The organism is uncultured Pseudokineococcus sp. (assembly GCF_947495735.1).
In the GTDB taxonomy this organism is placed as follows: domain Bacteria; phylum Actinomycetota; class Actinomycetes; order Actinomycetales; family Quadrisphaeraceae; genus Pseudokineococcus.
Map to the genome: position 1 here is coordinate 129,814 of NZ_CANMAA010000006.1, position 22,580 is coordinate 152,393.

16 protein-coding genes are annotated in these 22,580 nt (G+C 79.3%); 12 read left to right on the plus strand and 4 right to left on the minus strand.

The annotated features are described in order from the left end of the window. The first annotated feature begins 76 nt into the window (after positions 1-76). Positions 77-1,423, plus strand: a complete 1,347-nt coding sequence (locus Q0848_RS10515; RefSeq protein WP_299037282.1) for a thymidine phosphorylase — start codon at positions 77-79, stop codon at positions 1,421-1,423. An 86-nt stretch (positions 1,424-1,509) separates the two neighbouring features. Further along, positions 1,510-1,824, plus strand: coding sequence for a hypothetical protein (locus tag Q0848_RS10520; protein WP_299037284.1), 315 nt, complete (start codon positions 1,510-1,512; stop codon positions 1,822-1,824). A 63-nt stretch (positions 1,825-1,887) separates the two neighbouring features. On the opposite strand, the gene Q0848_RS10525 is transcribed toward Q0848_RS10520, so the two are convergent. After that, positions 1,888-2,562 (minus strand): YbaK/EbsC family protein, encoded by a 675-nt coding sequence (locus Q0848_RS10525; protein ID WP_299037286.1) that lies wholly within the window; start codon positions 2,560-2,562, stop codon positions 1,888-1,890. A 240-nt stretch (positions 2,563-2,802) separates the two neighbouring features. On the opposite strand from Q0848_RS10525, the gene Q0848_RS10530 reads away from it, so the two are divergent. The 6 genes from Q0848_RS10530 to Q0848_RS10555 all read left to right on the plus strand — a co-directional run bounded on the left by Q0848_RS10530 (position 2,803) and on the right by Q0848_RS10555 (position 11,785). Then, entirely contained in the window at positions 2,803-3,273 is a 471-nt protein-coding gene (locus tag Q0848_RS10530) for a DUF6504 family protein (RefSeq protein WP_299037288.1), read from the plus strand. Between the two features lie 10 nt (positions 3,274-3,283). Next, positions 3,284-3,868 (plus strand): SAV_6107 family HEPN domain-containing protein, encoded by a 585-nt coding sequence (locus Q0848_RS10535; protein WP_299037289.1) that lies wholly within the window; start codon positions 3,284-3,286, stop codon positions 3,866-3,868. A gap of 3 nt (positions 3,869-3,871) precedes the next feature. Continuing rightward, the gene (locus tag Q0848_RS10540; RefSeq protein WP_299037291.1) at positions 3,872-8,461 is read left to right on the plus strand and encodes a PHP domain-containing protein; all 4,590 of its coding nucleotides are present in this window, start codon (positions 3,872-3,874) and stop codon (positions 8,459-8,461) included. 163 nt (positions 8,462-8,624) lie between these two features. Continuing rightward, entirely contained in the window at positions 8,625-9,473 is an 849-nt protein-coding gene (locus Q0848_RS10545) for a class I SAM-dependent methyltransferase (RefSeq protein WP_299037293.1), read from the plus strand. Between the two features lie 365 nt (positions 9,474-9,838). Beyond that, positions 9,839-11,122 (plus strand): DNA polymerase IV, encoded by a 1,284-nt coding sequence (dinB, locus tag Q0848_RS10550; RefSeq protein ID WP_299037295.1) that lies wholly within the window; start codon positions 9,839-9,841, stop codon positions 11,120-11,122. 234 nt (positions 11,123-11,356) lie between these two features. Next, positions 11,357-11,785: a DUF3040 domain-containing protein gene (locus Q0848_RS10555; protein ID WP_299037297.1), complete on the plus strand. Its 429-nt coding sequence runs from the start codon at positions 11,357-11,359 to the stop codon at positions 11,783-11,785. A 646-nt stretch (positions 11,786-12,431) separates the two neighbouring features. Here the strand turns inward: Q0848_RS10555 and Q0848_RS10560 are convergent. Genes Q0848_RS10560 through Q0848_RS10570 form a run of 3 tightly spaced genes read right to left on the minus strand, consistent with a single transcriptional unit; the run spans position 12,432 to position 17,436 of the window. Continuing rightward, positions 12,432-14,975: a transglutaminase domain-containing protein gene (locus Q0848_RS10560; RefSeq protein WP_299037299.1), complete on the minus strand. Its 2,544-nt coding sequence runs from the start codon at positions 14,973-14,975 to the stop codon at positions 12,432-12,434. Positions 14,976-15,010: 35 nt separating this feature from the next. Next, positions 15,011-16,486 carry a DUF58 domain-containing protein gene (locus tag Q0848_RS10565; protein ID WP_299037301.1) on the minus strand — a complete coding sequence of 492 codons (1,476 nt, stop codon included), beginning with the start codon at positions 16,484-16,486 and terminating at the stop codon, positions 15,011-15,013. After that, positions 16,483-17,436 carry an AAA family ATPase gene (locus Q0848_RS10570; RefSeq protein WP_366146538.1) on the minus strand — a complete coding sequence of 318 codons (954 nt, stop codon included), beginning with the start codon at positions 17,434-17,436 and terminating at the stop codon, positions 16,483-16,485. The genes Q0848_RS10565 and Q0848_RS10570 overlap by 4 nt, the downstream gene beginning before the upstream one ends. A 701-nt stretch (positions 17,437-18,137) precedes the next feature. Between Q0848_RS10570 and mraZ the strand changes: the two genes are divergently transcribed. The 4 genes from mraZ to Q0848_RS10590 all read left to right on the plus strand — a co-directional run bounded on the left by mraZ (position 18,138) and on the right by Q0848_RS10590 (position 22,502). Further along, a complete protein-coding gene (gene mraZ, locus Q0848_RS10575; protein ID WP_299037303.1) occupies positions 18,138-18,569 on the plus strand; it encodes a division/cell wall cluster transcriptional repressor MraZ in 432 nt (143 codons plus the stop codon). A gap of 317 nt (positions 18,570-18,886) precedes the next feature. After that, positions 18,887-19,996, plus strand: coding sequence for a 16S rRNA (cytosine(1402)-N(4))-methyltransferase RsmH (rsmH, locus tag Q0848_RS10580; RefSeq protein WP_299037305.1), 1,110 nt, complete (start codon positions 18,887-18,889; stop codon positions 19,994-19,996). Then, on the plus strand, positions 19,993-20,691 hold the full coding sequence (locus Q0848_RS10585; RefSeq protein ID WP_299037307.1) for a hypothetical protein: 699 nt from the start codon (positions 19,993-19,995) through the stop codon (positions 20,689-20,691). Before rsmH ends, Q0848_RS10585 begins: the two co-directional genes overlap by 4 nt. Continuing rightward, on the plus strand, positions 20,688-22,502 hold the full coding sequence (locus Q0848_RS10590; RefSeq protein WP_299037309.1) for a penicillin-binding protein 2: 1,815 nt from the start codon (positions 20,688-20,690) through the stop codon (positions 22,500-22,502). The genes Q0848_RS10585 and Q0848_RS10590 overlap by 4 nt, the downstream gene beginning before the upstream one ends. Positions 22,503-22,580 lie beyond the last annotated feature (78 nt).

Here is a 22,580-nt window from a genome sequence, read left to right on the forward strand (position 1 = left end):
TCCTGGTGAGCCGGTGGGAGCCGGCTCGCCGCTCGCCCCGAGCGGGCGTCCGCCGGTCGCCCGTAGGGTCCGGGCCATGGCAGCCGACCAGCCCGACCAGCCCCGCGCCGACGCCGGGGCCCCTGCCCGCACGGAGCCCTTCGACGCCGTCGACGTGATCCGCACCAAGCGCGACGGCGGGGTCCTCGACGACGCGCAGGTGGACTGGGTCGTCGACGCCTACACGCGCGAGGTCGTCGCCGAGGAGCAGATGTCGGCGCTCGCGATGGCGATCCTGCTCAACGGCATGACGCGTGCGGAGACCGCGCGCTGGACGGGCGCCATGATCGCCTCGGGGGAGCGGCTGGACCTGTCCGCGGGGCTGTCGCGGCCGACGGCCGACAAGCACTCCACCGGTGGCGTCGGGGACAAGATCACCCTGCCCCTCGCGCCGCTCGTCGCGGCCTGCGGCGTCGCCGTGCCGCAGCTGTCCGGCCGCGGGCTGGGCCACACCGGCGGGACCCTCGACAAGCTGGAGTCGATCCCCGGGTGGAGGGCGTCGCTGTCGACCGACGAGGTCCGCCGCCAGCTCGAGGACGTCGGCGCCGTGATCTGCGCCGCGGGGGCGGACCTGGCCCCGGCGGACAAGCGCCTGTACGCGCTGCGCGACGTCACGGGGACGGTCGAGGCGGTGCCGCTCATCGCCAGCTCGATCATGAGCAAGAAGATCGCCGAGGGCACCGACGCGCTGGTCCTGGACGTCAAGGTCGGCTCCGGGGCGTTCATGAAGGACCTCGCGACGGCGCGCGAGCTCGCCGAGACGATGGTCGCGCTGGGGACCGACGCCGGCGTGCGGACCGTCGCGCTGCTGACCGACATGTCCACGCCGCTCGGGCTCACGGCCGGCAACGCCCTCGAGGTCCGCGAGTCCGTCGAGGTGCTCGCCGGCGGCGGGCCGCGCGACGTCGTCGAGCTCACGCTGGCCCTGGCGCGCGAGATGCTCGCCGCCGCCGGGGTGGACGGCGTCGACCCGGCCGACGCGCTCGCCGACGGCCGCGCCATGGACGTCTGGCGGCGCATGATCGCGGCTCAGGGCGGCGACCCCGCGGCCGAGCTGCCGCGGGCCCGGGAGACCGACGTCGTGCTCGCCCCCGCCGACGGCGTCCTCGTGCGCCTGGACGCGCTCGCCGTCGGCGTCGCGGCCTGGCGCCTGGGTGCGGGGCGCGCCCGGCGCGAGGACCCGGTCCAGGCCGGGGCCGGTGTGGAGCTGCACGCCAGGCCGGGCGACGAGGTGCGCGCCGGGCAGCCGCTGATGACGCTGCACACCGACACCCCGGAGCGCTTCGCCCGGGCCCGCGAGGCGCTGGAGGGCGCCGTCGACGTCGCCCCGGAGGGCTCGCGGCCGCACGTGCCGGACCTCGTGCTCGAGCGCATCGGCGGCTGAGCCGGCCCGCGGGTCGCGCCGCGGCGGCGCGGCGCCCAGGGTGGGGCGTCGGCGGGCGCGCGCCCGCCCGGAGACGAGGAGGACGCGTGAGCGAGCAGACCGGCACGAACGGCACCGAGGGCGACGAGACCGAGGAGCCCCGCGACGTCGACGTCTTCGACAACCCCGAGGTCGAGACCGTCCAGGGCGAGCAGACGAACTACGTCTCGCGCTCCTCGGGCGGCGGCTCCGTGCCCGAGGACCAGGACGAGACGACGCACCTGCCGGACACGACCGGCACGTCGGGCGGCGACCCGCTGGCCGGCGTGACCGCCGGCGAGGACGGCACCCCGGGCACCGAGGACGCCGTCTCCGGGGACACCGGGCCGGAGCACTCCAGCCAGCACGGCAGCGGGTACTGAGCCCTCCCGTCCCAGCTCGCGCCGCGCCGCCCGCCCCTGCGCGGGCGGCGCGGCGCGGTCGCGTCAGGACAGCGCGACGGGGTGCCCCAGGGTGATCCGCAGCAGCTCCCCGTAGCTGGTGCTCAGGGCAGTGCCGGGGCGGCCCGCGGGCGCCCACAGCACCGCGTGGTCGCCGAGGGCGGTGTCGACGAGGACGGCCTCCACGTCGACGCAGTCGCCGGGCAGGCCCGTCGGCGGCAGGTCCTGCGTCGAGCAGCCGGTCAGGGCCCGCACCTCGCCCTCGGTGGCGTGGCGGACGCCGTCCACGCCGAGGCCGGCCACCGCCTCGGCCACGTCGGCCGCGAGGAGGCGGCGCTCCCGTGCGGCCAGCACCAGGACGGCGCGCGCCGGGTCGCCGTCCCCCGCGGCGGGCACGGGGTCCGACGGCTCGTCGAGGCCTCCGCCGTACGACGTGGCGCTGGGCGCGGTGAGGTCCGCCGCCTCGACGAGGAGCAGGTGGCACCGCACGAGCGCCCCGAGCGGGACGCCGAGCTCGTCCGCGAGGTCCTCGGGGGAGCGCGGCGCGTGGTCCAGGACGACGACGTCCGCCTCCGCGCCGCTGTCGGCGAGCGCCTGGCGCACGCGCGTGACGCACGGGTCGGCGTCCGCGCCCGCGACGACCTCGTCGCCGAGGTCGACCCCCCGGGGCGCAGGAGCCGGCCTCTCGACGGTCGGGACGGCCTCGGGCGCCGGGAGCATGCGGGCACGCTAGTGGCCGCGCTCGCGCGCGGCACGGCGTGACGGGATCCCCGTCTCCGCCCCGCCTCCGCCCCGCCTCCGCCCGTCCCCGCCCTCCCGTCCCACCCCCGCCCGCGCCCGACGCGCCCGGCCTTGACGGCTGTCGGTGGGGGGCGCTTCACTTCCGACGTCGGTCGAACACCAGTTCGAACGACGGAGTCGGGAGAGCCGCCCCGCGAGGGGCCGGCCGGAGGAGGCAGCGTGGCACGCACCTACGACGACGAGGTCGACGTCCGGACCAGCGCCGCCGCCGCGGGGCTCTCGGCCGGCAGGGCCGCTGCCGGGGGGTCTGCTGCCGAGGGGGCGGGGAGCGCGGAGGAGCGGCCCGAGGCCTTCGTCTGGCACGGCCGGCTGCACGTCGTCCGCGCCGTCCTGGGCCGCTGGTACGAGCGCCGGGCCTGGTGGGAGCAGGACCCCCAGCGCGACCGGGAGACGTCCGTGCCGGCGCGCGCGGCCTCCTCCGCGACCGCCGGGGCGACGGGCGGAGCCGGTGCCGCCCCCGGCTCGTCCCGGGGCTCCTCCGGGGGCCCCTCGAGGGCCCCGTCGCTGGACCGGGAGGTCTGGCAGGTCGAGGCCAGCACCGGGCGCGCCGCCGGGTGCGGGGTGTACGAGCTGTGCCGGGAGGACCCGGCAGCGCCGGGCGGGTGGAGCCTGCGCCGTGTCGACGACTGAGAGGGCCCCCATGACGACCCGGACGACGACCTGGACGACGACCCCGCCGGCGGTGGGCCCGGTGACGACCGGCGCCACCACCACCCGCGCTCCCGGGAGGGCCGGGGTGGTGGCCGGGGCGGGGCCGGTGCTCGCCGGCCGCCCCGCCGCGGCGGCGGCCGACCTGCTGGCCCGGGCCCGCGACGGGCTGGGGCTCGCCCGGGCGGCCGCCACCCCGGGGGACCGCTACGTGGCCTCCCACCTGGCGGCGCTGCGCAGCGCCGCCGCCGTCCTCGCCGTGCGCGGCCGACCGCGCCGCGGCGCCGTGCTCGGGGTCTGGCAGGTGCTGCCCCGGGTGGCGCCCGAGCTCGCCGAGTGGGCGCTGCTGTTCGCCGCCGGGGCCCCGCGGCGCGCCGCCGTCGAGGCCGAGCGCACCGGCGTCGTCAGCGCCCGCGACGCCGACGACCTCCTGCGCGACGCCGAGGCGTTCGCGGGGGTGGTCGCCGACGTGCTCGGGCTGCCCCGTCCCGTGCCCACCGGCCCGGTCGGCCTCGTCGCGGCCGGGTCCTCCGGGCTGCGCGGGTCCGGACTGCCCGGGCCGGGCGGAGAGCGCTGAGCCGTGCCCTTCCCGCACCTGCACGTCGCCTCGGGGTACTCGCTGCGGCACGGGGTCTCCAGCCCGGAGGCGCTCGTGGCCCGGGCCTCCGAGCTCGACCTCGACACGCTGGCCCTCACCGACCGCGACGGCCTCTACGGCGCCGTCAAGCACGTCACCGCCTGCTCGGAGGCGGGCGTGGCCCCGGTCCTCGGGGTCGACCTGGCCGTCGAGCCGTCCGGCCTCGTCGCCGGCCTGCCCGCGTGGGCGGACCCGTCCCGGGCCGCGCGCGAGCGCGCCGCGGCGGGCGGCCCGGCGCGCGGTGGTGCGGCCGTGGACCCCCGTCTGCCCCGCGTCACCGTCCTCGCGCACGCGGGCGGCACCGACGCCGACGGGTCCCGGCGGCGCAGCGGGTCCCGAGGTGGGAACGGGGGCGACGAGGTGCTGGCGCCGGGCGAGGGGTGGGCTGCGCTGTGCCGCCTGGTCTCGGCCACCCACCTGCGGGGGGAGCGCGGTGCGCCCGTCACCTCGCTGGACCTCCTCGCCGAGCACGCCACCGGCGCCCGCACGGGCGCCCCGGCGCTCACCGTGCTGCTCGGGCCGGCCTCCGAGCTCGGACGCGCCGTCCTCGCGCGGCGCGACGACCTCGCCCGCGCCGTCCTCGCCCGCTGGTACGACGCCCTGCCGCTCGGTTCGCTGGCCGTCGAGGTCGTCTGCCACGACGGCCCTCCCGGCAGCCCGGCCAGCGCGACCCACGCGGGGCGGATGCTGGCGCTGGCCCGCAGCGCGGGGCTGCCCGCCGTGCTCACCGGCGCCGTCCGCTACGCCCGGCCCGAGGGGGCGCGCACGGCCGACGTGCTCGACGCCACCCGGCGCCTGGTCCCCCTGGACCTGCGCCACCTGGACCGCACGAGCGCCCGCGGCCACCTCACCGGCACCGCGGAGATGCGCGACGTCGCCGCGCGCGTCGAGGCCGCGGCGGGGGCCTGCGGCGACGACGGCCGGGGCAGCGGCGGGGGAGGTCCGACGACGGGGTCGGGGCTGCTGCGCGACACCGAGCGGCTGGCCGAGCGCTGCCGCCTCGACCCGGCGGCCGACCTCGGCATCGGACGGGTGCACCTGCCGGAGGCCTCGGTGCTGGGGGTCGAGGGCGACCTCGACCTCGCCCTGCGGCTGCGGTGCGAGGGCGCGGTGGGCGCGCGCTACCCGGGGGCGTCGGCGGCGCACCTGCGCCGCGTCACCGACCGGATGGAGGACGAGCTCGCCGTCATCCGGCAGCTCGGGTACCCCTCGTACTTCCTCACCGTGGCCCAGGTCTGCGACGAGATCCGCGGCCTCGGGGTGCGCGTCGCCGCGCGGGGGTCGGGCGCCGGGAGCCTGGTCAACCACCTGCTCGGCGTCTCGGGGGTGGAGCCGCTGTCCCAGGGCCTGCTCATGGAGCGCTTCTGCACGGTGCAGCGGGCCCAGCTGCCCGACATCGACGTCGACGTCGAGTCGGCCCGCCGCGAGGAGGTCTACGCGCGCGTCGTCGAGCGCTTCGGCGGCGAGCGCGTCAGCGCCGTCTCGATGATGGACACCTACCGGGTGCGCCACGCCGTGCGCGACGTCGGCGCCGCGCTCGGCATGCCGCCCTCGGAGGTCGGCGCCATCGCCACGTCCTTCCCCCACGTGCGGGCGCGCGACGCCCGCGCGGCGATCGCCGAGCTGCCCGAGCTGCGCGCCTCCGGGCTCGGGCACGAGCGGCTGTCGCTGCTGCTCGACCTCGTCGAGGACCTCGACGCCCTGCCCCGGCACGTCGCCCTGCACCCCTGCGGGGTGCTGCTGTCCGACGCCGGGCTGGGGGACCGCACGCCCGTGGAGGCCAGCTGGGCCGGGTTCCCCATGAGCCAGTTCGACAAGGACGACGTCGAGGTCCTCGGGCTGCTCAAGCTCGACGTCCTCGGCATCCGCATGCAGTCGGCCATGGCGCACGCCGTCGCCGAGGTCGAGCGGGTCGACGGCGCCGGGGCGGCCGCGGCGGGCGGGCACCCGCCCGACGCCCCCTACCTCGACGCGTCCACGGGGCGCCTCGACCTCGACGCGGTGCCGCTGGACGACGAGTCCACCTACCGGCTCGTGCGCTCGGCGCGCACCCTCGGGTGCTTCCAGATCGAGTCGCCCGGCCAGCGCGAGCTCGTGGGCCGCTTCGCCCCGCAGGACTTCGCCGACCTCGTCACCGACATCTCGCTGTTCCGCCCCGGGCCGGTGAAGTCCGACATGATCACGCCGTTCCTGCGCGCACGGCAGGGCTGGGAGCCGCGGCGGCGGGTGCACCCGCTCGTCGACCCGGCCCTGGAGGAGACGTGCGGGGTCGTCGTCTTCCACGAGCAGGTCATCCGGCTCGTGGCCGCCACGACGGGCGTCGACCTCGCCGAGGCCGACGAGGTCCGCCGCCGCCTGGGCACCCGGGAGGGGCAGGCCGAGGTGCGCGAGCAGTGGTTCCCCCTCGCCGCCGCGCGAGGGCTGGACGGCCCCGAGGCGGAGCGGGTGTGGGAGGTCCTCGCGGCCTTCGCCTCGTTCGGCTTCTGCAAGGCCCACGCCGCCGCCTTCGCCCTGCCCACCTACCAGTCCGCGTGGCTCAAGACCCACCACCCGGCGGCCTTCCTCGCCGGCGTGCTCACCCACGACCCGGGCATGTACCCCAAGCGGCTGGTGCTCGACGACGCCCGCAACCTCGGCATCGCCGTCCTGGGGCTCGACGTCAACGCCTCCGACGCGGTCTACCGCGTCGAGCGCGTCGAGGTCGACGGCCCGGTGCCGCCGCCGCCCCCCGCCGGCCCCCTCGCGTCGGTGCCCGCCGCCGCGCCGGCGCCCGACGACGTCCCGGGCGCGCCCGTGCCGGGCCGCGGCGGCGAGCCGCCGTGGCGCGGGGCCGCGCTGCGCACCGACGCGGCGGTCCCGGACGCCCGCGGGTACGGCATCCGGCTCTCCCTCGCCGACGTCAAGGGCATCAGCGAGGCCGAGGTGGCGAGGGTCGTCGCGGGGCGTCCCTACGACTCGCTGCCCGACCTGTGGGAGCGCGCCCGGCCGAGCCGGCCCGTGGCCGAGCGGCTCGTGCTGGCCGGGGCGCTGGACTCCCTCTACGGCCTCGGCGGCACCGCGCCCGCCCGCCGGCGCGGCGTCGTCACGCGGCGCGACCTGCTGCTGCAGCTCGGCGAGCTCGAGCGGTGGACGCGCGGCGCCGACCGCGCGGCCGCCCGCGCCACGGGGCGACGGGGACGGCCCGCCGCCCCGGCGCCGGCGGACGCTGGGGCGCGGGGCGTCCCGCCCTCCCCGGGAGGTCCGCGGCCCTCCTCGGCCGGGGGCGCGGCGCACGGGCTGGACGTCGCGGCGGCCTCGGCCCGCCAGTCGCGGGCTGCGGCGCCCGCCCCGGCGCCCGGCGCGCTGGAGGTGCAGCTCGCCCTCGACGTGGGCGGCCCCGGGAGCGCCGCCCTGTCCGGGCTGCCGGAGATGACGGGCGCCGAGCGCGTGCGCGCCGAGCTGGAGGTGCTCGGCCTCGACGCGAGCGCCCACGTCCTCGAGCTCTACGGGCCGCTGCTGCGCGAGCTCGGCACCACCGGCTCCCGGGAGCTGGTCAGCCGGCGCTCGCGCAGCGAGGTGCTCGTCGCCGGGGTCAAGGTGGCGACGCAGACCCCGCCGATCCGCTCCGGGCGGCGGGTGGTCTTCCTCACCCTCGACGACTCGACCGGTCCGGTGGACGCGACCTTCTTCGAGGACGTGCAGGGGCCCTGCGCCGCCACGGTCTTCGGCTCGTGGCTGCTCGTCGTGCGGGGGGAGCTGCGGCGCACCGGCCCGCGCGGGGTCTCCCTGCGCGCCACCGGCGCGTGGGACCTGCCGGCGCTGTGGGCGGTGTGGTCCGCGGGCGGCCGGTCGGCGCTGCACGAGGCGCTCGCCGACCTCCCGGGGCCGGGCGAGGTCGCCGCCTACGACGAGGCGGCCGTGGTGGGCGCGGCCGGCTCGCGCGCACCCCGGCCCGTCGCGGCCCGCAGCCCCGCCCCCGCCCACCGGTCCCGCGCCGACCTGGTCCCGGCCGCCGGCCGGTGGGTCGGCGTGGAGCAGCGCACCGGGCGCACGGTGGGGGTCGGGCGAGACGACGGCGCCCTGCGCGACGACGGCGCCAGCCGCGCGGCGGGCGCCGAGGCCGAGCGCCGCGCCGCGGCGGCCTTCCGCCGCGCCATGGCCGTCTCGGCGCGCTCGGCCGCCGCGGCCGCTGCGGTGGAGGAGGCCGAGGAGCTCGCCGCTGCAGCCGGCGCGGCGGTCGCGGCCGCGCGGCGGGGCACCGGCACGGACGGCGCGGCCGCCCCGCGCCCGCGCCCGCGCCGGGTCCTGGTCCACGCCAGCGGCTTCCGGCAGTCGCCGTACAGCGACATCCGGCCTCCCGGTGGTGACGTGCGCGACACCCGCGGCATGGTCCGCGGCGGTGAAGGGGGCGCTGCGGACGCCCGCCGGGAGCAGAGCGGGACGAGCGGCCGCGCTGCGGCGGCCGGTCGGGCGACGGGCGCGGAGGGGCTCCGCGCGGCGGCGGCTGCCCCGCGCAAGCTGTGGCACTCCAGCTCGGGGAGCTCGGGTCGGTGAGCGGGGTGCCCGCCGCGGCGGGGCCGGGCGCGCCCGCCCCCGCCCGGCCGGAGGGAGCGGCGGGTCGGCGGCCGGTGCGCGGCCGCCCGGCGCGCGCACCGTCCCCGGGCCCCGGGGAGATCACTAGGGTGGGAGCGGCGACAACCCGGAGGAGGGCCTCGACGTGCCAGCTGACGCAGTGGCCGGTGCTGCCCGCGGGGCGGCCCCGGCGGGCCCCGGCCAGACTGGTGCCCCCCCGAGCGGCGGGGCGTCGCCGCGCGCCGAGCGCCGCGGCGCCCGGCCCTCGGCCCCCCGCGTGCTCGTCGACGGGGTGGCGGACCTCCTCGCCGGTGCGAGCGGTGCCCCGCGAGCTCACGGTGCCCTGCGGGTCCTCGACCTCGGCGGCGGCACGGGCGGGCTCGCCGTCCGCCTCGCCGCCGGAGGGCACGACGTGGTCGTCGTGGACCCCAGCCCCGACGCGCTGGCGGCCCTCGCGCGCCGCGCCGACGAGGAGGGCGTCGCCGACCGGCTCACCGGGGTGCAGGGCGACGCCGAGGACCTGCCCGACCACGTGGCCGACGCGAGCGTCGACCTGCTCCTCGCCCACGGCGTGCTCGAGGTGGTCGACGACCCGGCGCGCGCCCTGCTCGCCTGCCGGCGCGCCCTGCGCCCGACCGGTCGGCTCAGCGTCCTCGTCGCCGGTCGCGGGGGCGCGGTCCTCGCCCGGGTGGCGTCCGGCCACCTGCGGCAGGCGCGCGCCCTGCAGGTCGACCCCGACGGCCGCTGGGGCCCGCAGGACCCCCTGCGGCGCCGCTTCGACGCCCGGGGCGCCGAGCACCTCCTCGCGGAGGCGGGGTTCTCGGTCCTGCGCACCGAGGGCGTCGGCGTCCTGTCCCCCCTGGTGCCCCGCAGCGGACCGGCCGTCGACCCGGCGGCGGCCCAGGCGCTGGAGGACCTCGAGCGGGCCGCCGGCGCCGACCCGGCGCTGCTCGGGGTCGCCGGTTCCCTGCACCTGCACGCCGCTCCGGTCTGACGGCCCCCGGCCGCCTCCCGGGCCGGCTGCCTCCCGGGCCGGCTGCCTCCCGGGCCGGCTGCCTCCCAGGCCGGCCGCCTCCCGGAGGGCCGCCGGCTCCCGAGCTCCGCCGCCGGTCCCGCCGGGTCCGCGCTCGTCGTGGTGCTCTCGTGCCGGCTGCTCCTCGTGCGTCCACCCCGTGCGCCGACCCCGTGCGCCGGCTCCTCGACGCCCGTGCTCTCGTGGTCCCTGCTGCTCGTGGCCCTCCTGCTCGTCCCCTGAGCCGACGTCCCGCGCCGCCCCGGTGCCGCGACCGCCCGAGCGCGGTCGTCGCGTCCGCCACCCGCCGTCACCACCCGCCGTCGCCCGAGGAGGAGGTCGTCCCGATGGGCCGCTCGCAGCTGGACCGCACCGCCGGCCAGGTGCCGCCCGACCGCGAGGGCGCCGCGCCGGTCGCCGGCCCGGACGCCGACGACACCGGGTGCACGGTGCTGCACGCCGACATGGACGCCTTCTACGCCGCCGTGTCCCTCCTGGACCACCCCGAGCTCGTCGGTCGGCCGGTGGTCGTCGGCGGGGCGGGGACCCGGGGCGTCGTGCTGTCGGCCACCTACGAGGCGCGGGCCCTCGGCGTCCACTCGGCCATGCCGATGGGGCGGGCGCGCCGCCTCGCCCCGCACGCCGTCGTGCTGCCCCCGCAGCACGGGCGGTACGCCGAGGTGTCCGCCGGGGTGATGGAGGTCTTCCGGTCGATCACCCCGGCCGTGGAGCCGCTCAGCCTCGACGAGGCCTTCCTGGACGTCAGCGGCGCGCTGCGGCGCCTCGGCAGCCCGCGGGAGATCGCCCAGCAGGTGCGGCGGCGCGTCGAGGACGAGCAGGGCGTCACCTGCTCGGTCGGCGTGGCCCCCACCAAGCTCGTCGCCAAGCTGGCGTCCTCGCGCTGCAAGCCCGACGGCCTCCTCGTCGTGCCCGCCGACCGGGTCGTCGACTACCTCCACCCGCTCCCGGCCTCCGCGCTGTGGGGCGTGGGGGAGAAGACCGCCGAGCAGCTCGAGCGACTGGGCCTGCGGACGATCGGCGACATCGCCCACACCCCACGGGTCACGCTGGTCAGGGCTCTCGGCGAGGCGGCCGGCACCCACCTGGCCGCCCTGTCGTGGGGGCGCGACCCCCGGCCCGTCGTGCCCTCCGTGGCGGAGAAGAGCGTCGGCGCGGAGGAGACGTTCTCCTCCGACGTCGACGACGAGACCGTGGTGCTGCGCGAGGTCCTGCGCCTGTCGGAGCTGACGACGGCGCGGCTGCGCGCGTCGGGGACGGTCGGGCGCACGGTGGTGCTGAAGGTGCGCTTCGCGGACTTCACGACCATCACGCGCTCGCGCACGCTCGACGAGCGCACGGACGTCAGCCGTGAGGTCTACGCCGCGGCGCGCCGGCTGTGGGAGGGGCTGCGCCTGGACCGCGCGCGCATCCGGCTCGTGGGGGTGCGCGTCGAGGGGCTCGCTCCGGCCGGCACGGCGCACCGGCAGATGCGCCTCGACGAGAAGGACCGGGGCTGGCGCGAGGCCGACCGGGCCGCCGACCGGGCCGCGGCGCGCTTCGGCGGGGGCAGCATCACCTCCGCCAGCCTCCTGCGGGGCGGCCGCGGCGACCCGGGCGGCCGTCCCCGCTGAGCGTGCTGGGGGGCGCTCGGGAGACGGGCCCGGACCGCCCCGCCAGCCGCCCCTCCAGCACGTCGGCGGCGGCTCCGCGGCGCGTCCGCACCGCCGCGAGACTCGCCGGGCCGCGGTGTGCTGATCCTCACGGGGGACGTGGTAGACCCGGCTTTCCCCGGCGACCGGCGCGACATACCCTTGACCCGGGTGCACCGCTGTCGCGGGGGTCACCGTCATCACCGGGGAGGTCCTGTGCCGCTGTCCGAGCACGAGCAGCGCCTGCTCTCGCAGATGGAGCAGCAGCTCCTCAACGACGACCCGAAGTTCGCCTCGGCCATGAACGGGACCGCTCGCCGCAGCGGGTCCGCCGCCAGGCTGCTCCTCGGGGGCGGGGGGATCGTCCTCGGTCTCCTCCTCCTGGTCGTGGGGGTCGCCACCCAGCAGGTGGTCGTGGGCGCCGTCGCCTTCGTCCTCATGCTGGCGGGTGCTGCGTACGCCGTGTCGAGCCCGCGCCGCCCTGCGGCGTCGGGTCCCACGGGCGTCGTCCGGGGTGACGGGAGCCACCCCGTCCGACGCCCCAGCAAGGCCGCCCGCGGGAGCCGCGGGCCCTCCTCCGGCTCCTTCATGGAGCGCATGGAGGAGCGGTGGCAGAAGCGGCGCGACGAGGGCGGCGGTCGCTGAGCGATCCCGGCGACGGGCCGCGACGCCCCTCTCCGCGCCAGCAGCGCCCCCTCACGAGAAGCGCCCCCGGCTACCGCCGGGGGCGCTCCTCGTCCGGCCGGTCGTGGACGGCCGCGCGCCAGGCCGGCGCGCGGTGGTGAGCTCCGCGCGGGCGAGGACGACGTCACCCGTCCCGCCGCCCGTCCGCCACTGAGGTGACGTGCGAGGGCGCGGGCGGGCGGTGGCCTGGTCCCACGTGGGAGTGAGCGCGGGGCGGGCCGCGGTCGACGGGCCTCGTGGCTGGTCCACCGACCACCACCCGTCGCGCGCACCAGGTTTCCGACGCCAGGACTGCGCCCCCATGCCCGCAACGGCAGGACTGCGCCCCCATGCCCGCGACGCCAGGACTGCGCCCCAGGTCCACGACGCCAGGACTGCGTGCCCAGGTCCATGACGCCAGGACTGCGCGCCCGGGTCTATGGCGCCAGGACTGCGTGCCCAGGACAACGCCCCAGGCCTGCCTGCCCGAGCTCCGGTCCGCAGATGCGTCTCCGAGCCCGGCCTCCCTGGTGCCCAGCGCGCCCGACCTCCGTGCCCAGCGCCCGCCCGCCCCGGTGCCCTCGGCCCGAGCGCCGGCGGCGACGAGCGCCATCGTGAGGGTCGGTCGTCAGCGGCGCAGGTGCGCGAGCGGCAGCCAGCGAGCCCGCCACCGGCGGGCGCCGGAGGCGCGAGCAGCTACCGCGGCGAGCACGGCGTCGACGTCCTCGCGCGCCTGCCGAACCTGCTCCTCGACCGCGCGGCGGACCTCCGGGCTCGGCTCCACCTCGACCTGAGGGTGAGGCGGGGGCGGGGCGTAGCGCGCCGCCTCCACGGCTTCGCGCCGCCGCCGCAGGTGCAGTCCGAGGTCGTCCCGAGCCGCCTCCGCGGCGAGGGCAGCGGGGGCCGGCGCCGGGGAGGAGCCGGACGGACGGCTCCCGGCGCTCGCGCCGGGAGCGTCCGTCGTGGACGCCCGCTGCGCCGCCGCCCCGGAGGCGACCAGCAGGGGCTCGCCTCCCTCGGCGGTCGGTGCAGCGACGCCCTCCAGACCCACGAGCACTCGCAGGCGCCCCTCCTCGGCCCGGGGGGTGGCGGCGGGGTCCACGGGGACGCCGAGGTCCGCCAGCCCCCGGCGGAGGTCGTCCTGGGCGCGCTCGGCCACCGCGGCCGACGCCCCGGCGCCGGCGGCGCGGCGGCACGCCCGCCAGCGGGCGCGACGCCGGAGCCCGGCCACCGCGGCGGGGAGCAGGGCCACGAGCAGCAGCACGAGCGCCGCCGCACCCACGAGCGCCGGCACCGCCGAGCCCTCCTCCCGGTCCGCGGGGGCCGAGCCCGGCGCCGCCTCGCCGGCCTCGGGCGCCGCCCCGGCCTCGGGCGCCGCCCCGGCCGCGGGCGGCTCGGGCGCGGGTGCCGGTGCGGGCGCCGGCGCCTCCGGGGCCTCCTGCGCCGCCACCGCCGCGTCGGCGGCGGCCACGCCCGTCCAGCGCGGCGCCTCGCCGGTGCGGATCCCGGGCGTCGGCTCGAAGCGGACCCAGCCGCTGCCGCCGATGTAGACCTCGGGCCAGGAGTGCGCGTCGCTGAGGCTCACCCGGTAGCTGCCGTCCTCCTGCCGGGTGCCCGGCAGGAAGCCCACCGAGACCCGGGCGGGCAGGCCCAGCGAGCGGGCCATCAGCGCCATGGCGGAGGCGTAGTGCACGCAGTAGCCGGACCGGCGCTCGAGGAAGGCGGCGACCGAGCCGGCGCCCGTCCCGCCGGGGGCCTCCTCGCTGTAGGTGAAGCCGCCGTCGTCGCGGAAGAAGGCCTGCAGCCGCGCCGCCCGCTGCAGGGGCTCGCCCTCGCCGGCCACCTCGGCGGCCAGCTCCCCGATCTCCGGCGGCAGGTCCTCGGGGAGGTCGGTCCAGGTGGCCCGCACCGACGGGGGCGGTGCGCCGGAGTCGACGAGGTCGGCGGCCTCGGGCACCAGCCGCAGCGACTGCACCGCGTACTCCTGGCCCTCCTGCGTCGTCGTGGACCCCTCGGCCACGAGGTCGAGGGTGTCGGGGCGCACGCCCCAGTCGCCGTCGTCGGGGTCGAGCGCGACCGAGGTCGACGGGTACGGCGCGGGCAGGTACTCCTGGCGCAGCGTCGCCACCGAGAAGGCCAGCGACTGGGGGACAGCTGCCCCCGCCGCGACGGCGGCCTCGACGTCCAGGCCCGGGGGCGCCGGCAGCTCGCCGCCGGCCAGGGGCTCGGGTGCGTCGCCGTCCTCGCGCGGGCGCCACGTGTCGCCGTCGAAGACGTCGACGGTGACCAGGCGCAGCGGCTCGGTCGCCGCGCCGCCGTCCTCGAGCCGGTAGGTGAGGGCGGTCGCGTCGGAGCGCTCGTCCAGGTCCTCCGCGAGGCTGAGCAGCGGGTTGACGCGCGCCCCGCCCGCCCCCGCGCCCGCGCTGCCGCCGCCCCACCCCTGCAGGGACAGGAGCCCGGTGCTGCGCCACGGCCCGAGCACGGGCACCACCAGCGCGGCCCCCAGCGCCACGGCCGCGGTGACCGCGACGGCGGCCACGGGAGCGCGCGGGGCGTCCACGACCCCGCCGCCGCGGGTCCAGCGCGTGGCCGTGCGCCCCCAGCGGCTCTCGCGCCAGCGGCTCTCGGCCCGCAGGAGGAGCAGGAAGGGCACCACGGCGACGACGAAGGCCAGGGCCGGGAGCCCGCCGCGCTGCAGCGCGGCGGCGGCGCCGACGAGCGCGAGCAGCGGGAGCCCGGCCGCGGTCACGCGCCCGAGCCGCACCGCCAGCACGTCGACGGCCACCGCGACGACCGCGGTGCCGGCCACGACGACGAGCCGCAGGCCCGGCGGGTCGGCGACGGGCGGCAGGGACGTCCGGATGACCTCGCGGCCCTCCTCGAGGAGCAGCCGCAGGGAGCCCAGGGCGCTCGGCCCCGGGAGGAGGCCGAGGACGGCGCTGCCGGGGGTGTAGAGGGCGGTGAGCACCATGAGGGCGGCCAGCGCCTGCGCGCCGGCGCGCAGGACGGGCGAGGACGTCAGCGCGTCGAGCACGAGCCCCACGAGGCCGACGACCGCCACGACGACGACGGCGTCGACGAACCAGCCGGGGCCCTCGACGAGGGGCAGGAGGGCGCCGGCGGCCGCGAGGACGCAGACGCCCGCGAGCGCGGACGGCGCGCCCGGGGGCACGCCCTCCCTCCCTCCCGGGCGGGGGTCGCCGGCGCTCACGGGACTCGCCCGTCCGGGGCCGGCCCCGCAGCGGCCGCCGCGGCGGCCGTCTCGGCGGCCGTCTCGGGGACCGTCTCGAGGGCCCGGCCCCCGGCGCCCTGCCCCGGGCGCCCGGGCCGCTGCGCGGCGAGCCAGGCGTCGGCCAGGTCGTCGTCCGGGCCGAGCGCGGCGGCGCCCCACCCCGTCCGGTGCAGGGCGCGGACGGCCTCGGCGGCCGCGGCGTCGTGCGGTCCGCCGTCCCCCCGCGCCACCACCAGCGCCACGCGGTGGCGGGCCGCCGCGCCGTCGAGCGCCCCGGCGGCCTCGGGCCGGCAGACGGCGACCAGGACGTCCTCGCGGGAGCCGCGCAGCGCCCCGAGGGCGGCGCCCAGCGCGCCGTCCGCGTCGGCGCCCGAGGTCGGCGCGGCAGCGCGCGGCGCCGAGCCGCCGGGAGCCGTCGGCGTCTCCGGCTCGACGAGCGCCAGGCGCTCCAGGCGCGTCGCGCGCCCCCGGGCGTCCGCGCGCACGGCGTCCCCCGGGGCCCCGAGCAGGAGGCGGACGGCGAGCCCGTCGCGGGCCAGCCGCTCGGCGACGGAGGCCGCTGCCGTGACCGCGCGCTCGAAGGCCCGGCGGCCCGGGTCGTCGGCGGCGCCCGCGACGCCCCCGGCGCCGCGGTCCAGCAGCACCGCGGCGCCCGCCCGGCGCGGGCGCTCGTCGCGGCGGACCATGAGCTGGCCCCGGCGGGCGCTCGTGCGCCAGTGGACGCGCCGGCGGTCGTCGCCGGCGACGTACTCGCGGGGCACCACGTCGTCCTCGCCCGCCCCCGGGTCCGTGGAGGAGGCGCCGGCGTCGACCCCGCGCACGCGCAGGCCCGGCAGCGGCTGCAGGGCGGGGACGACGAGCAGCGGGTCGACGGCGCGCGTGGAGCGGGTGAGCGCCACGAGGCCGAGGGGGTCCTGCGCCACGAGCCGCAGCGGGCCGACGGGGTGGCGACCGCGCTGCGCGCCGCCGAGGGCGTAGCGCACCGAGGCCGACGTGCCGGCGGGCAGGCGCTCCACCACGAAGCGCGGGCCGGCCCGCAGGGCCGGCGGGACGACGTCCTCGGCGAGCAGGACCCGACCGCCGCGCCCGCGCCCGTGCAGGTCCAGCCGCACGGACGCCGAGCCCCCGACCGGGACCACGCCCGGGGACACCGTGCGCTCGACCACGAGCGCGGGGGGTGCGGACCGCGCGAGCGCCCAGGCGGCGAGCGGCAGCGCGAGCAGCAGGACCCCGAGGCGGACGAGGTCGCGGTGGCCCAGGGCGACGCCGAGCCCGCCGGCCAGCGCGCCCGCTCCGAGGAGGGCGGCCCCGCGGGCGGTCAGGGAGCCGGGCCCCGCCGCCCACGCCGCCCCGAGGCGGGCGCCGCGCCGGCCGCGCTCGTCGCCCGCCCCCGCCGCGCCCCGCCGGGTGGTCGGGGCCGGGTCGCGCCGCGTCGTCCGCGTCGTCCTCACCCGCCCCGGACCGGCGTCCTCGCGACGACGTCCGACAGCGCGGCGCGGGCGGCGCGCTCGTCGGCCAGCAGGTCGCCCCGGTCGGCCGTGACGAGCCGGTGGGCGAGGACGGGGGCGCACAGGGCCTGGACGTCGTCGGGGAGCACGTGGGGCCGACCGGCCAGCAGCGCCCGCGCCCGCGCCGTCCGGAGCAGGTGCAGGGCCGCGCGGGGCGAGGCGCCCAGGACGACCGACGGGTGCCGGCGGGTCGCGCCCACCAGGTCGACGACGTAGCGCACGAGCTCGGGGGAGGCGTGGACGCGGGCGGACAGGTGCACCAGCCGCCGCACGTCCTCGGCGCTCGCGACGGCGCGCACCGCGTCGAGCGGGTCCCCGCCGGCGCCTCCGCCCCGGGCGAGGAGCAGCGCCACCTCCTCCTCCGGCGCGGGGTAGCCGACGGACAGGCGCACGCTGAAGCGGTCCCGCTGCGCCTCGGGCAGGGGGTAGGTGCCCTCCATGTCCGCCGGGTTCTGCGTGGCGACGACGAAGAAGGGGCTCGGCAGGGCGTGGGTCGTCCCGTCGACGGTGACGTGCCCCTCGGCCATGCACTCCAGCAGCGCCGACTGGGTCTTCGGCGAGGCCCGGTTGATCTCGTCGGCGACCACGAGGCCCGCGAACACCGCGCCGGGGGTGAAGGTGAAGCGGCGCTCGCCCGGGTCCCAGATGCTCACGCCGGTGACGTCGCTCGGCAGCAGGTCCGGGGTGAACTGGATCCGGCGCACCGAGAGGTCGACGGCCCGCGCCAGGGCGCTCGCGAGCACGGTCTTCCCGACGCCCGGCACGTCCTCCAGCAGGAGGTGGCCGCCGGCGACGAGCGTCGTCACCGCCGTGCGCACGACCTCGTCCTTGCCGCGCACGACCGCCCGCACCTGGTCCACGACAGCGGTCGCGGTGCGCCGGGCGCCCTCCACCTCCTCCGGCGAGGGAGGGGGGAGGGGGACACGACCGGCGTCCTCGGTGGCCCCCCCGGCCGTCGGCGGCGCGGTCGTCGACGTCACCGGAGCACGGTACGTGAGCGCGCTGCCCGCGACGAGGGCTCCCAGCGCCCTCCCCGGACTGGTGCACCCGTCCCGCCCCGCCCGCCCGCAGGGGCGTCGCGGTCCCCGCCCACCTCGGCCGTCGAGCTCCGCCCCCACGTCCCTCCACCGCTCCCGGCCCCACGTCCCCCCACCGCCCCCGGCCCCACCGTCCCCCCACCGCTCCCGGCCCCACGTCCCCCACCTGCTCCGCCCGCCCCGCCGCGCCCCGGCCCCCACTTCCCCCCACCGGCCCTCCCGGGCGGGCGGCTCCGGGGCCACGAGGGCGCTGCGGGGCACCAGGGAGCGGCGCGAGGGCTCCGGATCCGCCCACGGACGCCTCGGCAGGCGCTGCCCCCACCCACCCGGGCTCCCAGGCCCTCCACCACGCCCCACCGGCCTGCACCAGCCGCTGCGGCTCTCTGACCTGCGCAGATGTCGCTCCGGGGGGGCCGCAGGGTGCGGAGAGGGGGCTCTGGCGGCGTTGACGGTGGGGCGAAGTGGAGTACGGTGGAGAACGTCGGAGCGGATGGGCGTCGGCAGCTCTCCCGAGCGAGGGGGAGGGCGGCCGGAGCCCTGCAGGGGAGGAGCGGCCGGTGTTCCTCGGCACGCACTCGCCCCGCCTCGACGACAAGGGCCGGCTGATCCTCCCCGCGAAGTTCCGGGACCAGCTGGCGGACGGTCTGGTGGTCACGAAGGGGCAGGAGCGCTGCCTCTACGTGTTCCCGGAGCGGGCGTTCGAGGAGCTGCACGAGCAGCTCCGCCAGGCGCCCGTGACGAGCAAGCAGGCTCGGGACTACGCGCGCGTCCTCCTCGCGGGGGCGTTCGACCAGGTCCCGGACCGGCAGGGGCGCATCACCGTGCCGCAGCCCCTGCGCACCTACGCGGGCCTCGACCGCGACGTCGTCGTGATCGGGGCCGGCACCCGCATCGAGGTGTGGGACGCCACCGCTTGGGAGGCCTACCTGGCCGAGCAGGAGGAGTCCTTCGCCAGCACCGCCGAGGAGGTCGTGCCCGGCCTCTTCTGAGCCGGTCCGGCTCCGTCGCCACCTCGTCGGGTGGTGCGGCTCCGGGTCCGTCCCTCGTCCGGGGCGCCGCGCCGCGCGCCTCCCCGGGCGACAGGCCTCGGGCCTGCACGATCAGCAGCACGGTGTGACGAGCGCCACAGCGCGTCACATCAGTCACGTCAGTCACACGAGCACCACCCGGCGCCCGGTCCGGCCTCCAGCCGCTCCTGCCGCCCCGGGTCCTGGCGCACTTCCCCGGCGCCAGGCACCGGGACCGGCCGGAGCGGATGGGGACCAGTCCCGGCGGCGGGACGCGGCGGACCAGGGAGGGGGCAGGCATGGGCGAGACGCCCGACGCGTTCGTCCCCGCGCCCGCCCCGCACGAGCCGCTCCGCTCCGAGCAGCCCCTCCCGACGGCGCCCGAGCCGGCCCCGTCCGACCAGGACCTCTCCGGCGACCAGGGCCTCTCCGGGCCCGCGGGCGCCGAGCGCCACGTCTCCGTCCTCCTCGAGCGCTGCGTGGACCTCCTCGCGCCCGCGCTCACCGCGCCGGGCGCCGTCGTCGTCGACGCGACCCTCGGCCTGGGCGGCCACGCCGAGGCGCTGCTCCGCCGGTGCCCCGAGGCCGTCCTCGTCGGGCTGGACCGAGATCCCCAGGCCCTGGCCCTGGCCGCCGAGCGCCTCGCCCCCTTCGGGGACCGGGTGCACCTGGTCCGCACGGTCTTCGACGGCCTGCCCGACGCGCTCGCCGACCTGGGCGTGCGGGAGGTCTCCGGGGTGCTGTTCGACCTGGGCGTCTCCTCGCTGCAGCTCGACGAGGTGGAGCGGGGCTTCTCCTACGCCCGCGACGCCCCGCTGGACATGCGGATGGACCCGACGTCCGGCGTGACCGCCGCCGAGGTCCTGGCCACCTACGCCCCGCGCGACCTCGTGCGCGTCCTGCGCGAGTACGGCGAGGAGCGCTTCGCGAGCCGCATCGTCGAGCGGGTCGTCGCCGCCCGAGCCGGCGCGCCCCTGCGCACGACGCGCGAGCTGGCCGACCTGGTGCGCGACGCGGTGCCCGCCGCGACCCGGCGCACCGGGGGCAACCCCGCCAAGCGCACGTTCCAGGCGCTGCGCGTGGAGGTCAACGACGAGCTGGGCGCGCTGCGGCGCGCGCTGCCGGCCGCCGTGGACGCGCTCGCGGTCGGCGGCCGGGTCGCCGTCATGTCCTTCCAGTCGCTCGAGGACCGCATCACCAAGCAGGTGCTGGCCGCCGGTGCGGCGAGCACCTCCCCGCCCGACCTGCCGGTCGAGCTGCCCGAGCACGCGCCGCTGCTGCGCCTGCTCACCCGCGGCGCCGAGACGGCGCCCGAGCCCGAGACCACCCGCAACCCCCGTGCCGCCTCCGTGCGGCTGCGCGCCGCCGAGCGGCTGCGCGGGGGCAGCCTCCGAAGGAGCGCCGCATGAGCGCCACCAGCGCCGCGCGCGCCGTCCGGGCCGCCTCCGCCGCCCCCGCACGTCCCATCGGGCCGCCCCGCGGCCGGACGGCCCGGCCCGGCGCCGCGCTCGCCCGCTCGGCGAGCAGCCGACCGGCCTCCCGCCCGGCGCCGTCGGCGCGGGCGGCCGCGCCGGCGCGCGAGGCCGCCGCGCCGCGGGTGCGCCTCGTCGCCCCGCCCGCCTCCTCGCGCCGGCGGCTGCCCTTCGGGGTGCTCTGCGGCGCGGTGCTGCTGCTCTCCCTGCTGGCCGTCCTCCTCCTCAACATCTCGCTGTCCCACGGCGCCTACGAGCTGCACGAGGTCCAGGCGCAGCAGCAGGACGCCGGGGAGCGGCGCCAGGCGCTGACCGAGCAGCTGGAGCGCACCCAGGCCCCGGACGAGCTCGGGCGCCGCGCGGCCGCGCTCGGGATGGTGCCGGCCGGCACGGCCGCGTTCGTGCACCTGCCCGACGGCGAGGTGATCGGAGCGCCGGAGGTCGCGCCCGAGGCGCCCGAGGCCGCGCAGGACGCGGCCGCCGTCGCCCCCGTGGACCCCGACGACGTCGCCGCCGACGAGCCGGCCCCCGCGGAGGGGGCGGCGACGGCCGCCGAGGCGGCGGGCACCGACGAGACCTCTGACGACCGCACCGCGGACGACGAGACCGGCGAGGAGAGCGCGCCCCGATGACCGACCCGCACGCGACCCGCCCCGTCCGCCGGCCCGCCGGCGCGCCGCGCGCCTCGGCGCGGCCGCTGGTGCGCCCCGAGCGGCGCGCGCGGCTGATGCTCGCCCTCGTGCTCGCCGTCCTGGTCGTCTTCGCCGGGCGCCTGGTGCAGGTGCAGGCCGTGGACGCGGACGCCGTCGCCGAGCAGGCGCTCGTCGACCGCATGGGCCTGGAGCAGCCGCTGCTGGCCCAGCGCGGCGACATCGTCGACGCCGGCGGCCAGGTGCTCGCCACGAGCGTCGAGCGGCGCGACGTCATCGCCGACCCGTTCATCGTCGGCGAGTACCGGCGCGACGGCGAGGAGGGCGTGGCCGGCGTCGACGGCGCGGTCGAGGACCTGTCCGACCTGCTGGACGTCGACGAGGACGACGTGCGCGCCGCGCTCACGCGCGAGGGCACGCGCTGGAGCGTCGTCACGAAGGGCATCACGCCGGAGCTGTGGGCCCGGGTGGCCGACCTCGGCGTCCCCGGCATCACCTCCGAGGCGCGGTGGACCCGCGCCTACCCGGGCGGGGACCTGGCCGGCAACGTGCTGGGCTACGTCGGCGGCGACGGCGGGAGCGGCCTGGCCGGCGTCGAGGCCGTCATGGAGGACGACCTGGCCGGGACCGACGGCATGCAGCGGGTCGAGCGCGGCCGCATGGGCCAGGCCATCCCCATGGGCGAGAGCCAGCGCGTCGAGCCCGTCCCGGGCTCGCAGGTCCAGCTGACCATCGAGCGCGACCTGCAGTGGACGGCGCAGCAGCGCGCCGACGCCATGCGCGAGGAGGCCGACGCCGAGTGGGTCAGCGTCGTCGCGCTCGAGGTGGGCACGGGGCACGTGCTGGCCCTGGCCGAGTCGCCGACCGTCGCTCCCGAGGACTTCGCCTCGGCCGACCCGTCGGCCCTGGGCAGCCGGGCCGTCTCGGACGTCTTCGAGCCGGGCTCGACGAGCAAGGTCATCACGGCCGCGGCGGCGCTCGAGGAGGGCGTCGTCGAGCCGCTCGAGCAGTTCGAGGTCCCCTACACCTGGGAGGCCTCCAACGGGCAGAGCTTCCGCGACTCCCACCAGCACGACCTCGAGAGGCTGACCTTCGCGGGGATCCTCGGCGAGTCGTCCAACACGGGCACGGTGCGGGTCGGGGAGAGGCTCACCCGCGACCAGCGGCACGACTACATGCGGCGCTTCGGCTTCGGGGAGCGGACGGGCATCGAGCTCCCCGGCGAGACGGCGGGCATCCTCGCGGCGGCCGACGACTGGGACTCCCGCCAGCAGTACACGGTGCTCTTCGGCCAGGGGGTCTCGGTCAACGCCCTCCAGGCCGCGGAGGTGTACGCCACCATCGCGAACGACGGGGTGCGCATCCCGCCGCGGCTGGTGACCGGGACCGTCGACCCCGACGGCGCCGAGCACCCCGCGAAGGACCCCGCCGGCGTGCGCGTCGTGAGCCGCGAGACCGCTCAGCAGGTCTCGACGATGCTCGAGGGCGTCGTCGCCGACGGCACCGGGGACAACGCCGCGATCCCGGGCTACCGCGTGGCCGGCAAGACGGGCACGGCGGAGGCGCCGGACGACCGCGGCGGGTACACCGGCTACACGGGCTCCTTCATCGGCTACGCGCCCGCGGACGACCCCGAGGTGGTCGTCGCGGTGATCGTGCAGCGGCCCACGAACGGGTTCTACGGCGGCCAGGTGGCCGCACCGGTCTTCAAGGACGTCATGAGCTACGCGCTCACCGCGCGCAGCGCGATGCCCTCGTCCGAGCCCGCCCGCCTGTACCCCCAGACCTGGTGAGCCGCGCCCCAGGGAGCCCGGCGTCGCGCCCCGCGGCAGCACCGGGGACGCCGTCCCGCGCCGGTAGCCTCGCCGCGT

Excerpts from the sequence above, each read along its gene's own strand:
- Q0848_RS10515 (WP_299037282.1), top strand. The coding sequence starts at position 77 with ATGGCAGCCGACCAGCCCGACCAGCCCCGCGCCGACGCCGGGGCCCCT.
- Q0848_RS10525 (WP_299037286.1), bottom strand. The coding sequence starts at position 2,562 with ATGCTCCCGGCGCCCGAGGCCGTCCCGACCGTCGAGAGGCCGGCTCCT.
- Q0848_RS10535 (WP_299037289.1), top strand. The coding sequence starts at position 3,284 with ATGACGACCCGGACGACGACCTGGACGACGACCCCGCCGGCGGTGGGC.
- dinB (WP_299037295.1), top strand. The coding sequence starts at position 9,839 with ATGGGCCGCTCGCAGCTGGACCGCACCGCCGGCCAGGTGCCGCCCGAC.
- rsmH (WP_299037305.1), top strand. The coding sequence starts at position 18,887 with ATGGGCGAGACGCCCGACGCGTTCGTCCCCGCGCCCGCCCCGCACGAG.
- Q0848_RS10585 (WP_299037307.1), top strand. The coding sequence starts at position 19,993 with ATGAGCGCCACCAGCGCCGCGCGCGCCGTCCGGGCCGCCTCCGCCGCC.
- Q0848_RS10590 (WP_299037309.1), top strand. The coding sequence starts at position 20,688 with ATGACCGACCCGCACGCGACCCGCCCCGTCCGCCGGCCCGCCGGCGCG.